Genomic DNA, 15,115 nt, shown 5'->3' on the forward strand with positions numbered 1-15,115 from the left:
TGCCAGTTCCGCCACTGGGGCATCTCAAATTTAATTGATTAATTGTTGCCTAAGACAACGATATTAACTATACCGTTAATATTAAAATATTGCAAGCGAATTTACCAAAAAAAATCAACTTTTTTGATTCAGCAGCTGCACCATCGTTCCATAACCGGTTAAGACCAGAAATTTAGGTGCGACTTGGACGTTGGCGACATTAGTGGTAAAACGGACGCCAACGATTCCATCAGCACCTTTTTCACTTGCTTTTTGCTTCAGCTTCTCTTCAACGGCTGGAAAAAGCTGATCAAAGGCCTCAAATTCATCGATAGCCTCGCTGGGCAGCATCAGGTGACTGGTTGCATTAACGATGCCAAGCGATTTATGCGGTGATGGCAGATTTTCGGTCATTAAGAACATGGCTTCACTTCCTTAAAATTTATCAATATTTATTTTAGCATAAAGATTTTGCATCGGGCACGGGTGCGGTATAGTGGTTGTATTGAATTTTGAAACCAGGTAAGGAGAGGATTATCATCGGGCGCATCAGGATCAATAATATGAAGTTTCATACCTATAACGGCGTATTTGCCGAAGAAAAGAAACTCGGACAAAAGCTGGAGATTGACGTCGACATGCAGTATCCAATTGAAGAACGGGTTCAGCATGATGATTTGAACGAAACCGTCAGCTATGCGGATGTCTATGGTACCATTAGAGAATTTGTTACGACGCATTCTTTTGACTTGATCGAAAGCGTGGCCAATCAGCTTTTAAAAAAGATTTTAGCAGACTACCCAAGCTTGCAGCAGGTTACTTTAAGAATTCGCAAATACAGTGTGCCGATTGATGGTATTTTTGACAACGTGGAAATTGAAGTAGCGGGGGTTAACAATGACTAAGCGGGCCTATTTAAGTATCGGCACCAATCTGGGCGACCGTTTTGACAATCTGGCGCGTGCGTTGGACCTGTTGATGCGCAATCCGGCCAATCAAAATTTGAAGGTTTCGCCAATCTATGAAACCGAACCAGTTGGCAGTGTCAAGCAGGATGATTTTTTAAATATCGCCGTTGCGCTGGATACCAATCTAACACCGCTTGAGCTGCTTCATTGGCTGCAGATCATTGAAAAGTCGCTGCATCGACGGCGGCTGATTCACTGGGGACCACGGACGATCGATCTGGATATTGTTCTTTATGAAGATGAAGAATGGCAGACGGCGAATTTAAAGATTCCGCATCCTGAAATGGGCAATCGTCGGTTCGTCCTGCAGCCGTTATTAGACGTGATGGATGATGATCCGGCACACCAAGCTTGGATCAAGAGGCTGCTGCAAAACACCACGGATCATAACTGGATTCGTCCAGTAGAATAGGGGAAATTATGGATCAAGAAAAAATCAAGCACGCGGTCAGTGAGCTTTTAGAGGCATTTGGCGAGGATCCGCAGCGTGAGGGCCTTAAAGAGACGCCACAGCGGGTTGCCAAGATGTATGCTGAAATTTTTGCCTCTTTGAACCACCAGCCAGAAGACTTCAGCAATTATAAGACTTTTCATGTTGATGATCAGCCAGAAATGGTCCTGATCCAGCAGATTCCGTTTTACTCAATGTGTGAGCATCACCTGCTGCCGTTCTTTGGCAATGTCAGTGTGGCTTACGTGCCACGCGACGGCAAAGTCATCGGCCTAAGCAAGATTCCGCGGCTGGTCGATTTTGTCGCTAAAAAGCCTGGAATGCAGGAGCGGCTGACCACTGAGCTGGCTAATGAGCTGCAGCGGATCTTAAACCCTAAAGGAATTGCAATCAAGGTCGCAGCTCGGCATATGTGCATGGAGATGCGGGGGATCAACAAGGCTGGTCAGTTTACCTATACTTCTAAATTTACCGGTGAGTTTAAAGATGACCTGGCACTGCGCAAAGAGTTTTTAATGCAGACTAAGGACCTGGTCAAATGAGCTATGAACGAATCATTGCCAGTCTAAATCCACAGATGCGTGGTGGCGACAACGATCGGGTAGGCATGCTCAGGCGGGTGTTGGTAAAGCTGAATCATCCTGAGCGTCAGTACCGAATCATTCATATTGCTGGAACCAATGGCAAGGGATCGACTGGCAGTCTGATCGTTAATTTTTTGCGGGCTGCGAATTTAAAAGTCGGTCATTTCAGCAGTCCCGCGATGGTTGATCAGCGCGAACAGATTCAAGTCAATGGTCAAATGATTGCACGCACGGCTTTTGTTGCCACTTATGAGAAGATCAAACGGCAGCTGCCTGATGATCTATCAACGGCTGATCTAACCGTTTTTGAATGGTGGACGCTGATTATGCTGCAGTATTTTGCCGACCAGAAAGTTGACTGGGCCGTCATCGAGTGCGGCTTGGGCGGTCAAAATGATGCCACCAATGCGATTGAGGCTCCCGAACTAGCGATCATTACGCACATTGCCCTTGATCACACGCGAATTTTAGGACCTACCATCAAAAATATCGCGCAGGCCAAAGCCGGCATCATCAAACCGGGCAGTCAAGCGGTTATTTTGGCGCCACACCAAGAACCGGCTGCTTTTCAAGAGATTTTAAAAAAGGCGCAGGCATGCCAGGTGAACTTTTTGGACAGTGAAAAGCAGGCTGCAATCAAGGTGTTGGATCAAAGCTGGTCGAAAACACAGCTGCAGATCAAGACGGCAGCCATTGACTCAACATGCAGCTTTAGGCTTTTAGGTGCTTTTCAGCTGGATAATCTTAAAACTGCATTGACGGCTGTCGATTGGCTGAAGCAGACTGGTACAGAAATCACAGAAGAACAGATCAAGAAAGTGTTGGCGCAGATTACAATTCCCGGGCGTCTGCAGCAGATCGGTACGCATCCTTTATGTTTTTTGGATGGCGCGCATAATCCTGACGCGGCATCACGGTTGATTCAAACGCTCAATCAATTGGGGTACCCCAAAAAACTAGTCTTGGTACTGGGATTTTTAAAGGACAAAAACGTTGCTCAAATGGCGCAGCAATACGCGCAGCTGGATGCCCAGATTATTTTGGCAACTCCCGATCAGCAAAAGCGCGCTCTGCCAGCTGAGGAGCTGCATCAGTATCTGCCCGATGCCATGGTGATTGATGATGCCTGGACTGCCTATCAAAAAGCCGTTGCATTGGCAGACCCGAGCGGTATGGTGCTGGTAACAGGATCGTTTTATCTGATCAAAGAAATTGAGGCGAGAATTTAAGATGACGACACAGAGTTTTGTAATTGCAACTCATAATCCAGCCAAGCAGCGCGAAATCGGTCAAATTCTGGAATTTTACGGCACCCGTGGAATTGCCTATGATCAATTGACGGTGCGGCAAGAATTTCCAGCAGAAGGCAAGCGCAGCTACGAAGAAAACGCCACAAAAAAAGCCCAGTTCATCAGCCGGCTGCTGCCTGATCAAAACGTGATTGCCGATGATTCTGGACTTGAATTGAAAGCTTTTCCGCAAAAGTTTGGAATTGAGACTGCGCGTCAGCTAACCCCGCATTTTGCCACCAAAAGCGATATGAATGATGGTATTATTCAATTGGTTAATGGTCATGACCGACATTTTGTCATGAAAACCGTAATTGCACTGGCAAGAAACGGTCAAGTCGTTCAAATTGCTCATGGAGAATTGAGCGGAACGATTGCCACGGCTCAGCATGGTAATGAGGGTTCAGGATTCGACCGCATTCTGATTCCAAATGGTCTTGATCATACGCTGGCCGAGATGGATTTTGCCAGTTGGGTTGCCTATTGTCATCGCAGCCGTGCCGTTAAGAATCTTTTAGACCTAATGGAGGAAACATCGAAATGAAAATTGTTGAAAATACAAACATTGCTAACCTGTCTCCGCTGGCCTCAGCAATTTATGACAAGCTGGCTCATAATCAGCAGATGCTTTTTTTAACCTGGGAATGCAAAGATGATGAACTGACCAATCAAGTTGCCCATTTTTTGAATCATTTTGATGCTGCCATTGCGCATTTAAAAGGCAAGGTTGAGTTCATGCTGCCACTGACGGCCTTTCATTTAATGGCTCACCGTGCAACCAGTAAATGGCCGGCTGATGAGGAGCTGTGCCGCTCGCTAGCTAAGATTGCGGCCAATCATACCGTATATTGGCGAGCGGGCCGGTTTGACTTTAACGTTTCGGCCAAGCCAATCATTTATGGCATTATGAACATTACGCCCGACTCGTTTTATGATGGCGGACGCTACAATACTCCAGAAGCCATGCGTGAACATATTCGGCAAATGGTTGCGGCAGGTGCCGATGTGATCGAGGTTAACGGTCAAACCACCAAGCCGGGGGGATTTAAAGAAGTCTCGCCAGAAGAGGAATTGGCGCGGATCGTTCCTGGAATTAAAATGCTGCAGGAAGACTTCCCCAATGTAGCCATTGCCGTTGATACCTATAAGCTGCCGGTGATGGAAAGAGTTCTGGAAATGGGTGTTGATATCATCAACGACGTGCAGGCCTTTGACGATCAGCGGAAACTGCTGCTGTTAAAGAACAGTCGCGCTGGCTTGGTAACGATGCACAGCAGCCGGGACCGTGAGTATGGCAATCTGACCGTTGAAATGAAGCACTTCTTTGAGCATAACCTGGCTAAGATCTCAGAAGCCGGCATTAACCTGGATCGTGTAATCATCGATGAAGGAATTGGTTATTCTAAAGTTGCCGATGGTGAGCAGGACTATGCAATGATGCGCAATATTGATGAATTTCGCTACCTTAACCGGCCGATCATGGTTGCCATCTCACGCAAGGGTTTTGGCAAGAAGCTGTTTGATCTGCCAAAAGATGAGCGGCTGCCCGTTACCCTGATTGCGGAAACCTACATGTATCTGCATGGTGGTCGGGTCTTGCGTGTTCATGACATTGAAGAAACGCGTCAGCTGGTAAAAATGATCGATACGATTACGGCTGGATATTGGCAGCGCGGCTGATCAACAGTATCGGCACTGACTAAGATCGATCGCATCGTTAGGTCATTCTTGCGGCGTTGGACGGATAAAACCTGATTAATTGGCTTTGATTACCAAATATTGATAATGACGTTGATGATTAAGATCAGGTAGGTAGCCCCAAACAGCCAGGGACTGCCAAAGGTTTCGCGTTTTTGTCGAAAGGCGGCCTCGATTGCCAGCAGCGCGACCAACAGCCAGATGATGCGGCCGATAAACAGCAGCGGATGCAGACGGAAAAACATTAGCGTCGTTGCCAGAGCCGTAATGGCCGCGACAATCAATGCCAAGCGCGTGAGGACGAACCAGTCACTGACGCGCTTTTCCATTTTGGCATGCAGTCCCATAAAAGCAGTGACGAAAAGCGCAATTGCACAGATGGCATCGATTAAAGTTAGGGTTTTGATCATTTGAAAGGCCTCTCTTTTAAAGTTTTAGTTGTTTAAATTTTATCATTTTTTACCTGATAAAACCGGGTTTGATACGTGATGCTTGAATTTTGCCGCAAAAAGAGTAAACTATCATGTATTGCTATCAATCGGGAAAATTGACGAGGTGAATTGCATGCTTTACAAGATTGGCGATATTGTCAAAGGCAAGAAGTTTGGCCCCATGGATCATGACTTTTCCGGGGAAGTCGAAAAGGTTTATGAAAACTCGATTATGATTGCCATTCAAGACTACGATCCGTCTGACCAGAGCGGTGTCAACGAATTGAACGGTCGCGCAATCATTCGCAAAGATGAGGCCAAGATGTTAAAGGCGGTTCCACGGACGGCAGAAGACAAGGAAGCCGAAGTGGAAGCAGAGAAAGAAGAAGCCGAAAAAGAGGCTAAAAAGACGACTGGTAAGAAGGCGACGCGGGCACGACGCTCTTCAAAGGTACGCATTGAAAAGCCAGCCGACAAGAATTAGTTTGAAAAAATCAAATTACTTGATGACATTTTTAAATTAATGAGGTATACTTGCTAAGTAAGTTATTTTTACTTAGCTTTTGCGGGTATAGTTCAGTGGTAAAACCCAACCTTCCCAAGGTTGTGTCGCGAGTTCGATTCTCGTTACCCGCTTAGTTGAAAGGGATGAGCAGACTGCTCATCCCTTTTTTATTTATCTTTCAACATTAGGAAAGTCGATCAGTATCGTCTTAATCTAAAACGATGGTGTATCAGCAGCAGATTAGTTGACTGACATCAAAAACTGCCATCATGACGATTATTATGCAGAAAATCTTGTATAAAACATCTGACTAAAATCTCATTACCTACCTTTTTTCAAAAAAGCGATGTAATAGTAGGTAATCTCTTGGCCAATAGCCGATTAAGTCTCTATTTTCTTCACAAAGGCAGTTCGCTGATGATCATAAAAACAGCTGACGACTGAATTTATGGTGACAGCCCCGTTCATCAACCAAAAAGACTTGATGAGGACCACGGCTTACCCATCAACATGCAGATCACAGACAAGTTTGGGCAAACGCATCTATCTATATATTTTGAAATAATGCTGGGCGTAAGATCGTTTTCTTTTTGGATTATAATTAATGCATAGGGGGGAGCAAAAATGCTGTTTGAACAGATTGCTCGTAATCGCCGGCATACGATTTGGCTGCTGATTTTTATGGCAATTATCGTTTTGGCGGTTGGCTTAGTGTTTGCTTGGGCATTTGGTACCGATTGGATGTGGATCTTTTGGCTGGCTGGTTTTGGTTATCTGGCTTGGTTTTACTGGCATTCGGCGACGGTTTTGATGAAAATCAATGGTGGTCGGCGGATCGATGAAAAGTCTGCCCCGCGTCTTTATGAGCTGGTGACGGAACTTTGCTTGGCCAGTGGATTGCCGCTGCCCAAAATCTATCTATTGCCAATCGACTGTCCCAATGCGTTTGCGACCGGCTGCGACCCTGAGCATGCTAGTTTAGCGGTAACCAGCGGACTGCTTGAAATGATGAATGATGAAGAACTGCGCGGTGTTTTGGGACATGAGCTGGCGCATATCAAAAACTATGATATCCGAGTTACCACGATTGCGATGTCGCTGCTTGAGCTGGTTCGCTATTCAGGATGGGGGCTGCTGATTGCTGGTCTGGGATTGATGAGCGTCAAAACCAGGGCCGGGATCATCAAGCTGATCTTTTGGATGATCGGGGCCAGTTTGGCAGTAGTTGGCGGTTTGATTGCTATTGTTGGGATTCCATTGGCTAAGATCGCGTTTTTTGCCATCTCAAGAGAGCGCGAATATCTGGCTGATGCCGGGTCAGTAGAAATAACGCGTGATCCTAGTGGCTTGATCAGTGCACTTGAGAAATTGAAAAATGATGATCACCAGATGCCAACTGACGATGCGGCCACCAATGCCATCTGCTTTAATGCCAAGCAAGGAAATTGGCTGATGAAGCTGTTTGATACGCACCCGCCATTGGAAAAACGGATCGCCCGACTGAAAGATTCGGCATCTTAAAAACGCATGAGCTGAGAAGATGAATCGCGCGAAAAAATTCATTCTCGTAACAAACATGTAACTTGCCTTTTTTAATTGAACTGGTATAATCTGAAATTGTATAAAAAGCTGAAGAATATTAGAGAGGTAGCCGCTGGCAAGCGAGCCTGCGTTGCTGGAAGGCAGGTGCAGCTGGTCTCTTGAACGCGCTTTGGTAAGACATTTAAATATCATTTGAGTGGAATGTTGCACATTCAACTAGAGTGGTACCGCGGGAAATTTCTCGTCTCTAATGGACTTTGGGGTTCGTTGGAGACGTTTTTTTATTTAGGAGGTTAAACATGGACGAAAAGACACAGGTTGCTACGGCGCTGCAGACTGCATTGCCAGATATGAGCATTGAAGACATCAAAAATAAGTTGGAACGGCCAAAAACCAACAAGAACGGGGACTACGCTTTCCCAACCTTCTTTTTGGCTAAGGAGCTGCACAAGGCACCACAAATGATTGCTGGTGAATTGATTGAAAAGATCGACCAAACTGGTTTTGAAAAAGTCGTTGCAGCTGGTCCATACATCAACTTCTTCTTGGACAAGGCCAATGTCGGCGCAGGGATCTTAAAGGAAATCTTGGCTGACCCAGAACATTACGGTGACTTGGATCTTGGTCACCAAGCCAACGTTACGATCGACATGTCTTCACCAAACATTGCCAAGCCAATGAGTATGGGTCACCTGCGTTCGACGGTTATCGGTAACGCAATTGCCAACATCATGAAGAAGGTCAACTACAACCCAATCAAGATTGACCACCTTGGCGACTGGGGGACCCAATTTGGTAAGCTGATGGCCGCCTACGAAATGTGGGGCGATGAAGAAGCTGTCAAGGCTGACCCAATCAATACGCTGCAAAAATACTACGTTAAGATCAACACGGAAGCCGACGAACACCCAGAATATGCCGAAGCTGGTCGTGAATGGTTCCGGAAGCTGGAAGATGGCGATGAAGAAGCCGTTCGTCTGTGGAAGTGGTTCCGGGCTGAATCCTTGAAGCGTTTCATGAAGGTCTACGATATGCTGGACGTTCAATTCGACTCCTACAATGGTGAAGCCTTCTACAACGACAAGATGGATGAAATCCTGCAGCTGCTCAACGACAAGCACCTGCTGCAAAAGAGTCGTGGTGCCGGCATCGTTGACCTTTCCAAGTACGACTTGAATCCAGCCATGGTTCAAAAGTCAGACGGCTCAACGCTGTACATGACGCGTGACCTGGCTACGGCCCTGTTCAGAAAGCGGATGTACGGCTTTGAACAGTCGCTTTATGTTGTTGGTGCCGAACAAAGCTACTACTTCCAACAATTAAAGGCCACGCTGGCGACGATGGGCTTTACCTGGTCTAAGCAGATTCACCATATTCCATTTGGTCTGATGACGCTGAACGGTAAGAAGATGTCAACGCGGAAGGGTAATGTCGTTCAACTGGAAGAAGTGCTGGACGAATCCATCAAACTGGCTCGCCAACAAATTGCTGAAAAGAACCCTGACCTGGCCAATGCCGATCAAGTTGCTCAAGAAGTCGGCGTCGGCGCAATCGTCTTCCATGATTTGAAGAACGAACGGACCAATTCAATCAACTTCAAGCTGGAAGATGCCGTTAAGTTTGAAGGTGAAACCGGTCCTTACGTTCAATATGCGCATGCTCGGGCTGAGAGTCTGCTGCGCAAGGCGGGCAACCCAGATCTTGCTGGTGCCGACTTGAAGCTTAATGATGAAGAATCATGGAACATTATCAAGCTTTTGGGACAATACCAAGAAACGATCAAGCGGGCAGCTGTTAAGTACGACCCATCCTTGATCGGCAAGTACGCTCTGTCACTGGCCAAAGCCTTCAACCAATACTACGCTCATACGCGGATCCTGGTTGACGATGACCAAAAGCTGGCGCGGCTGGCACTGGTTCAAGCAGTCAGCGATGTTTTGAAGTCTGCTCTGGCATTGCTGGGCGTTAAGGCTCCAGACGAAATGTAGTCAATCTCAATGGCTTAATGGCTGCCAGCTGCTGGCAATTGAAGCCAGACGATTATCGATTCTGACCAGATCAAATCAATCAAGAAAGCTCCTTGCTTCAATGACTGAAGTGAGGAGCTTTTTTGATAAATTGACGATACCGGCAGCTGATCTTCAATGATGAGTTTCAAGCATGATTGTTTGCGTTTTGGATAAGTTTTAATGGACTGACTTGGCGACTGATCCCAAAAAGGACTGATTGTGATAAAATTACGTGGTGAATTTCAAACATGAGGAAAATTTAAATGAAACAACCAACATCTGATTGGAAATTACGTTTTAAAGCCTGGCTGGGCAAGACCTGGCATGCTTTTTGGACGCGTTTTAAGTATTTATGGCATCGTTTTCAGCTGACGCGCTGGATTATCGTTGTCCTAATGTCGCTGTTTTTGGTGATCAGCATCTATTTGACGTTTGTTGCCAAGACAGCCAATGTTAAGGATCTGGAGCGACGATTGGAACAGCCGACCATGATCTACGACAGCAAGGGCAAGTCGGCCGGCAGTCTTTATTCGCAAAAGGGAACCTACGTCAAGCTTAGCAAGATCTCTGCAAACGTACCTGACGCAGTGCTGTCAACTGAGGATCGCCGCTTTTATCAAGAGCACGGCTTCTCGGTTCGCGGCTTGGGACGGGCGGCACTGCTGCTGGTCAAAAACAAGTTGTTGGGTCGCGACTATATTTCAGGCGGGGGTTCGACTTTGACCCAGCAATTGGTAAAAAATGCCTTTTTGAGTCAGGAACAGACCTTTTCGCGGAAAGCCAAGGAAATTTTTATTGCGATTGAAGTTGAGAATCAATACTCCAAAAAACAGATTCTCACTATGTATCTCAATAATGCCTACTTTGGCAATGGCGTCTGGGGCGTGCAGGATGCGGCCAAGCGTTATTTTAACGAAGACGCCAGCGAATTAACGGTTCCCCAGGCGGCCACGCTAGCAGGGATGCTGACCTCGCCAGGAATTTATGATCCCGTCAAGCACCCGGCTGCCACCAAGTCACGGCGGAATGTGGTCTTGCAGCTGATGGTCGAAAACAAGAAATTGACCCAGTCGCAGGCTGATGCCTATAAAAAGACACCGCTAACGATTACCAATGGCTATACCAGTCCTGACACCTATAAGTATCCATACTACTTTGACGCCGTAATCAGCGAGGCCGTCAATACCTACCATCTGTCAGAAAAAGACATTATGAACAATGGCTACAAGATCTACACGACGCTGAATCAAAATCAGCAAAAGGCCATGCAGGATACCTACGATGACGACAGCAACTTCCCAGACAGCTCCACCGGCTCAACGATGGTTCAATCAGCCTCAATTGCCATGGATCCCAAGACTGGCGGAGTAACAGCAGTCGTTGGCGGTCGCGGCAAGCACGTCTTTAGAGGCTACAACCGGGCAACCCAAATGCGGCGGCAGCCTGGATCAACCATTAAGCCGATCGTCGTCTACACACCGGCACTGGAAAAAGGATATTTCTATGACTCAACGCTGCAGGATAAAAAGACGTCTTATGGCAGCAATCACTATACGCCGAAAAACTATGACAACACGTACAGCGGCAGCGTGCCAATGTACAAAGCGCTGTATGAGAGTCTCAATGCTCCAGCAGTCTGGCTTTTGAACAAGATTGGCGTCAATGCCGGCTACCAGATGGCTGAGAAGTTTGGACTGCCGGTTGAAAAGAGCGACAAGAATCTGGCTTTAGCGCTGGGTGGGATGTCAAACGGCGTGTCGCCTCAGCAGATGGCCCGTGCCTACTCGGTCTTTGCTAATGGCGGTAAATTGCCAGCTGCGCACTATATCGTCAAGATCGAGGACGCAAACGGCAAAGTGATCAAGCGTTATCGAGCCAAACCTGCTAAGCAGATCATCTCTAAAAAGATCAGCAACGAGATGACCAGCATGCTGTTGGGCGTCTTCAATCATGGAACCGGGGTCTCGGCAAAACCAGACGGCTATAAGCTGGCCGGCAAGACTGGGACGACTGACTCGGGAATTGGCGATGGTGATCGCGACAAATGGATCGTCGGCTATACGCCAGACATTGTCGTTGCAACCTGGGAAGGCTATGACAGTACGACTGAGTCTCAGCAGCTCACAGACGTTACTAGCAAAAACATCAGTGTGCTCTACAAGGCTGAAATGAGCGCGATTCTGCCAGAAACAGCCGGTACGCAGTTTACGGTCAAGGATGCTCAGGCCAAGGCTACGGCTAAGCAAAATAAGACCAGCAGCAGTTGGTGGAGGAGTTTTGCCAACAACTTAAACGACAGCGGCAGCACGCTCAAGCAAAAGGCCAGCGATTGGTGGAGCTCTTTGCAGTCGATGTTTCAGTAGCTTTGCCTTAAGTGGTGCATAATGTTACAATCTAAAAAGCAATGAATTATAGGAGGTAGGCCGATTATGGTTGTCAATATCTACGACACGGCAAACGAAATGGAGCGCCAAATGCGGGAAACGCAGGAATTCCAAGCATTGAAGGAGGCTTTTGCAGAACTTAAAAAGGATGAGGATGCATTTGGTACTTTCCAAAAATTCCAAGAAAAGCAGATGCAGGCTCAACAAAAGCAAATGCAAGGCGTTCAGCTGACGGAAGAAGAAATCAAGGAAGTTCAAGACTTGGCTAAAGAAGTTGGTCAAAAAGACGCCATTAAAAATCTGATGGTTAAAGAACGCCAGCTTGACGACATGATTCAACAGATCAGCAAGACGATTACGGCACCAATTGCGGAACTGTATCGCGAAGCTATGCCGGAACAAAACGGCGGCGCGGAAAAATAGTTTTTAAAACGGAATCGTAGCTTGCGGTTCCGTTTTTTAAAGGCGGTGAAAAAATGGCCAAATTGATTGCTCAATACCAAGATGGCGAGGAAATGCAGCTTTTTGCCCTGATTAAAGAAGCAGCGGCTAAGACTACCAGTGCCGGCAAGCCTTACCTGGCACTGACTTTGGCTGATGCTTCCGGTGAGATTAGCGGAATGCGCTGGGATGCGGCACCAAAAGACATTGCCGAACTGCAGGCTGGCAAAGTCGTCAGCGTTAAAGGGCAGCGCGAAACGTATCGCGACCGGCCCCAGATCAAGATTGAAACGATTCGTTTGGCTGGTGACGATGAGCCGCATGATCCGCTGTTGTTCGTTCCGCGGGCTCCAGAAACGACGGCCCAATTAAAAGCAGGTTTTCGCGAGTTTTTTGATCTGATCGATGAACCGGTTTGGAAAAAGATTGCCGGGCATCTGTTTAGCAAGCACGGCGACAAACTATTCTCTTATCCAGCAGCCAAGAGCAATCATCATGCTTTTGTAGGCGGTCTGGCCTTTCACACGCTGTCGATTCTGCGGCTGGCACGCTCGGTTGCGGCTCAGTATTCAGGAATCAATGCGGCCTTGCTTTATACTGGGGCCATGCTGCATGATCTGGGCAAGACCATTGAGCTGAGCGGACCGATCGCGACTCAATATACCGTGATGGGGAACCTGATTGGGCATATCTCGCTTCTGGACGGCGAGATCGTGCAGGCCTGTGACGAGCTGGACCTTGATCCCGAGGCACCCAAGGTAATTCTGCTGCGGCATATGATTCTTTCTCACCATGGTTTGCTGGAATATGGCTCACCGGCGCGGCCCCAGCTTTTGGAAGCCGAGATTCTGCATCAACTAGATGAATTGGATGCCTCAATCATGACGATTCAGACGGCTTTGAAGCAAACCGCGCCTGGCGAGTATACGGATCGTTTGTTCAGCTTGGATAATCGTCGCTTTTATCGGCCGACCAATGAAGAAACTTTGAAGAAAAGCTAAACATTGTCTAAGCCGGGTTTAATCTGGGATCGGTTGTGTTATATTAGATTGGTAAATTTATCACGAGTAAATTCTTAATAAACTAAAGGATGTGTAATTTAGTGAACGCAAAGAAAAAAGCTTTGGCAATTTTAGCCGGAATTTCTTTAATGCTGCCATTGGCTGCCTGTGGCAATAAGGCTGTTGCAACGACTAGCGGTGGCAAGATTACCGAAAGCGAATACTACAGCAGCATGAAGCAGACTTCTGCTGGTAAGCAGGTGCTGCAGCAGATGATCTTGGATAAGGTGCTGGAAAAGCAGTATGGCTCGCAAGTCTCCAAGAGCAAGGTCAACAGTGAATACAATGCCTACAAGAAGCAATACGGTTCATCATTCTCAACCGTTCTGCAGCAAAATGGCCTGACTACCAAGACGCTTAAGCAGCAGATTCGCTCCAACCTGCTTTTGCAAGCGGCCGTTCGCCACTACTCCAACTTCTCCAACAAGGCTTTGAACAAGCAATGGAAGAAGTACCAGCCAAAGGTTCAGACAGCAGAGATTCTGGTTGGCTCAAAGTCTGATGCTCAGGCAATCATTGACGAGCTGAACAACACTTCCGGCGACAAGTACAAGGCATTCAAGAAACTGGCCAAGGAAAAGTCAACGGATACTTCAAACAAGAGCAATGGTGGTAAGGTAGCAGCCTTTGACAACACTGATACCTCGCTTGACTCAGCTTACAAGAAGGCAGCCTTTAAGCTTAAGACTGGCGAATACACGACGACGCCGGTCAAAACCGACAGCGGCTACCAGGTCATCTACATGATCAAGCACCCAGCCAAGGGTAAGAAGAGCAACCACATCGCTCAATTGAAGCAGCAGATCGTCGAAGAAAACATGAATGATTCGACTTTCCTGCAAAACGTTGTCTCCAAGGTTCTGAAGAAGGGCAATGTTTCAATCAAGGACAGCGACTTGAAGAACATCTTGGATGAATACTTGACGACCAGCTCCAGTTCAACCAGCTCGACTTCCAGCTCCAGCAAGAGTTCAAGCTCGGCTTCCAGCTCCAGCAATTAATCAAAAAGGATTGCATCTGATATGCAATCCTTTTTTGGCAGCATTGGAAAAATTAAAATGGGACTCCTTGTCTAAAGGCAGGGGGTCCCATTTTGGCTATGCTTGATATTTTGACAACAGTTTTTGAATCTTGATCAGTCGCGGCTCATTTTTAAACTGCCAAAGATCAATGGCATGCTGGGCAGCGCGGGTAAACTCACTGACGCCATCCATTGCCTGATTCAGCTTGATCACGCTCTGATTAAGCTTAACCAGCTGCATCTGGAGATTCTTAGCGGCGCTTAAAGTGTCGCGACCAGCGTTTTTGAAGTCGTCGAACATGACTAGTCACCGAATTGATCGATAATCGCCTGTTGAACAGCTTGATACTTCTGCTCATCATATTGGCTCGAGTTGTCCGAAAACGTAATGCCAAAATCATCTTGGTCGCTGTAGCGCGGAATCAGGTGAATGTGGGAATGGAAAACAGACTGGTAGGCTACGGCGCCATTGTTGTTTAAAATATTCATGCCCTTGATGTCAGGGTTGGAGTCGCGAATGGCCCGGGCAATCTTTGGCAACCGGCTAAATACGGCAGCTGCCAAGTCAGAGTCATATTCAAAGATGTCTTGAACGTGCTTTTTTGGTACGACCAGCGTGTGGCCAGGCGTGTTTTGCGAAATGTCCAAAAAGGCTTTGACGACATCATCTTCGTAGACCGTGTAGCTAGGAATCTCACCATTGATAATCTTGCAAAAAATACAATCTTCCATTCTGAGAATACCTCTTTTCA

At 47.0% G+C, this 15,115-nt stretch carries 17 protein-coding genes and 1 tRNA gene; 14 read left to right on the forward strand and 4 right to left on the reverse strand.

The features are described from left to right. Positions 1-114: 114 nt before the first annotated feature. Positions 115-402 (reverse strand): heavy metal-binding domain-containing protein, encoded by a 288-nt coding sequence (locus FC47_RS03580; RefSeq protein WP_006500104.1) that lies wholly within the window; start codon positions 400-402, stop codon positions 115-117. A 116-nt stretch (positions 403-518) separates the two neighbouring features. On the opposite strand from FC47_RS03580, the gene folB reads away from it, so the two are divergent. From folB to folP, 6 genes are read left to right on the forward strand one after another with little or no spacing between them, the layout of a single operon-like run. After that, the gene (gene folB, locus FC47_RS03585; protein WP_080749573.1) at positions 519-884 is read left to right on the forward strand and encodes a dihydroneopterin aldolase; all 366 of its coding nucleotides are present in this window, start codon (positions 519-521) and stop codon (positions 882-884) included. Next, on the forward strand, positions 877-1,359 hold the full coding sequence (gene folK, locus FC47_RS03590) for a 2-amino-4-hydroxy-6-hydroxymethyldihydropteridine diphosphokinase (RefSeq protein ID WP_056967958.1): 483 nt from the start codon (positions 877-879) through the stop codon (positions 1,357-1,359). The genes folB and folK overlap by 8 nt, the downstream gene beginning before the upstream one ends. An 8-nt stretch (positions 1,360-1,367) precedes the next feature. After that, complete coding sequence (folE, locus tag FC47_RS03595) at positions 1,368-1,940, forward strand: GTP cyclohydrolase I FolE (protein ID WP_006500101.1); 573 nt, start codon at positions 1,368-1,370, stop codon at positions 1,938-1,940. Further along, a complete protein-coding gene (locus FC47_RS03600) occupies positions 1,937-3,211 on the forward strand; it encodes a bifunctional folylpolyglutamate synthase/dihydrofolate synthase (protein WP_056967960.1) in 1,275 nt (424 codons plus the stop codon). Before folE ends, FC47_RS03600 begins: the two co-directional genes overlap by 4 nt. A 1-nt stretch (position 3,212) precedes the next feature. Then, positions 3,213-3,815 carry a non-canonical purine NTP pyrophosphatase gene (locus tag FC47_RS03605; protein WP_006500099.1) on the forward strand — a complete coding sequence of 201 codons (603 nt, stop codon included), beginning with the start codon at positions 3,213-3,215 and terminating at the stop codon, positions 3,813-3,815. Further along, complete coding sequence (gene folP, locus FC47_RS03610; RefSeq protein ID WP_056967962.1) at positions 3,812-4,951, forward strand: dihydropteroate synthase; 1,140 nt, start codon at positions 3,812-3,814, stop codon at positions 4,949-4,951. Before FC47_RS03605 ends, folP begins: the two co-directional genes overlap by 4 nt. An 89-nt stretch (positions 4,952-5,040) precedes the next feature. Here the strand turns inward: folP and FC47_RS03615 are convergent, their stop codons facing one another. Next, positions 5,041-5,379 (reverse strand): hypothetical protein, encoded by a 339-nt coding sequence (locus FC47_RS03615; RefSeq protein ID WP_006500097.1) that lies wholly within the window; start codon positions 5,377-5,379, stop codon positions 5,041-5,043. A gap of 154 nt (positions 5,380-5,533) precedes the next feature. Here FC47_RS03615 and FC47_RS03620 point away from each other — a divergent pair, with 154 nt between their 5' ends. From FC47_RS03620 to FC47_RS03655, 8 genes are all read left to right on the forward strand, one after another. Then, entirely contained in the window at positions 5,534-5,884 is a 351-nt protein-coding gene (locus FC47_RS03620; protein WP_048345298.1) for a hypothetical protein, read from the forward strand. Positions 5,885-5,965: 81 nt separating this feature from the next. Continuing rightward, positions 5,966-6,036 (forward strand) — tRNA-Gly (locus FC47_RS03625). A 493-nt stretch (positions 6,037-6,529) separates the two neighbouring features. Then, the gene (locus tag FC47_RS03630) at positions 6,530-7,426 is read left to right on the forward strand and encodes a M48 family metallopeptidase (RefSeq protein ID WP_006500095.1); all 897 of its coding nucleotides are present in this window, start codon (positions 6,530-6,532) and stop codon (positions 7,424-7,426) included. A 320-nt stretch (positions 7,427-7,746) separates the two neighbouring features. Further along, positions 7,747-9,435 carry an arginine--tRNA ligase gene (gene argS / locus FC47_RS03635; protein WP_056967964.1) on the forward strand — a complete coding sequence of 563 codons (1,689 nt, stop codon included), beginning with the start codon at positions 7,747-7,749 and terminating at the stop codon, positions 9,433-9,435. 284 nt (positions 9,436-9,719) lie between these two features. After that, a complete protein-coding gene (locus tag FC47_RS03640) occupies positions 9,720-11,819 on the forward strand; it encodes a PBP1A family penicillin-binding protein (RefSeq protein WP_056967966.1) in 2,100 nt (699 codons plus the stop codon). Between the two features lie 66 nt (positions 11,820-11,885). Then, positions 11,886-12,263, forward strand: a complete 378-nt coding sequence (locus FC47_RS03645) for a YlbF family regulator (RefSeq protein WP_006500091.1) — start codon at positions 11,886-11,888, stop codon at positions 12,261-12,263. A 53-nt stretch (positions 12,264-12,316) separates the two neighbouring features. Continuing rightward, positions 12,317-13,282: a 3'-5' exoribonuclease YhaM family protein gene (locus FC47_RS03650; RefSeq protein WP_033935321.1), complete on the forward strand. Its 966-nt coding sequence runs from the start codon at positions 12,317-12,319 to the stop codon at positions 13,280-13,282. 89 nt (positions 13,283-13,371) lie between these two features. Next, positions 13,372-14,343: a peptidylprolyl isomerase gene (locus FC47_RS03655; RefSeq protein WP_056967968.1), complete on the forward strand. Its 972-nt coding sequence runs from the start codon at positions 13,372-13,374 to the stop codon at positions 14,341-14,343. A 96-nt stretch (positions 14,344-14,439) separates the two neighbouring features. Here FC47_RS03655 and FC47_RS03660 read toward each other — a convergent pair whose 3' ends face one another. Then, the gene (locus FC47_RS03660) at positions 14,440-14,664 is read right to left on the reverse strand and encodes a hypothetical protein (protein WP_033935319.1); all 225 of its coding nucleotides are present in this window, start codon (positions 14,662-14,664) and stop codon (positions 14,440-14,442) included. Positions 14,665-14,666: 2 nt separating this feature from the next. After that, positions 14,667-15,095, reverse strand: coding sequence for an HIT family protein (locus FC47_RS03665; RefSeq protein ID WP_006500087.1), 429 nt, complete (start codon positions 15,093-15,095; stop codon positions 14,667-14,669). Positions 15,096-15,115 lie beyond the last annotated feature (20 nt).

The organism is Limosilactobacillus mucosae DSM 13345, from assembly GCF_001436025.1.
Lineage (GTDB): Bacteria > Bacillota > Bacilli > Lactobacillales > Lactobacillaceae > Limosilactobacillus > Limosilactobacillus mucosae.

Excerpts from the sequence above, each read along its gene's own strand:
- FC47_RS03640 (WP_056967966.1), top strand. The coding sequence starts at position 9,720 with ATGAAACAACCAACATCTGATTGGAAATTACGTTTTAAAGCCTGGCTG.
- FC47_RS03665 (WP_006500087.1), bottom strand. The coding sequence starts at position 15,095 with ATGGAAGATTGTATTTTTTGCAAGATTATCAATGGTGAGATTCCTAGC.
- FC47_RS03645 (WP_006500091.1), top strand. The coding sequence starts at position 11,886 with ATGGTTGTCAATATCTACGACACGGCAAACGAAATGGAGCGCCAAATG.
- folE (WP_006500101.1), top strand. The coding sequence starts at position 1,368 with ATGGATCAAGAAAAAATCAAGCACGCGGTCAGTGAGCTTTTAGAGGCA.
- FC47_RS03615 (WP_006500097.1), bottom strand. The coding sequence starts at position 5,379 with ATGATCAAAACCCTAACTTTAATCGATGCCATCTGTGCAATTGCGCTT.
- FC47_RS03630 (WP_006500095.1), top strand. The coding sequence starts at position 6,530 with ATGCTGTTTGAACAGATTGCTCGTAATCGCCGGCATACGATTTGGCTG.
- folP (WP_056967962.1), top strand. The coding sequence starts at position 3,812 with ATGAAAATTGTTGAAAATACAAACATTGCTAACCTGTCTCCGCTGGCC.
- FC47_RS03605 (WP_006500099.1), top strand. The coding sequence starts at position 3,213 with ATGACGACACAGAGTTTTGTAATTGCAACTCATAATCCAGCCAAGCAG.
- FC47_RS03600 (WP_056967960.1), top strand. The coding sequence starts at position 1,937 with ATGAGCTATGAACGAATCATTGCCAGTCTAAATCCACAGATGCGTGGT.
- FC47_RS03655 (WP_056967968.1), top strand. The coding sequence starts at position 13,372 with ATGTGTAATTTAGTGAACGCAAAGAAAAAAGCTTTGGCAATTTTAGCC.
- FC47_RS03650 (WP_033935321.1), top strand. The coding sequence starts at position 12,317 with ATGGCCAAATTGATTGCTCAATACCAAGATGGCGAGGAAATGCAGCTT.
- FC47_RS03660 (WP_033935319.1), bottom strand. The coding sequence starts at position 14,664 with ATGTTCGACGACTTCAAAAACGCTGGTCGCGACACTTTAAGCGCCGCT.
- folK (WP_056967958.1), top strand. The coding sequence starts at position 877 with ATGACTAAGCGGGCCTATTTAAGTATCGGCACCAATCTGGGCGACCGT.
- FC47_RS03620 (WP_048345298.1), top strand. The coding sequence starts at position 5,534 with ATGCTTTACAAGATTGGCGATATTGTCAAAGGCAAGAAGTTTGGCCCC.
- FC47_RS03580 (WP_006500104.1), bottom strand. The coding sequence starts at position 402 with ATGTTCTTAATGACCGAAAATCTGCCATCACCGCATAAATCGCTTGGC.
- argS (WP_056967964.1), top strand. The coding sequence starts at position 7,747 with ATGGACGAAAAGACACAGGTTGCTACGGCGCTGCAGACTGCATTGCCA.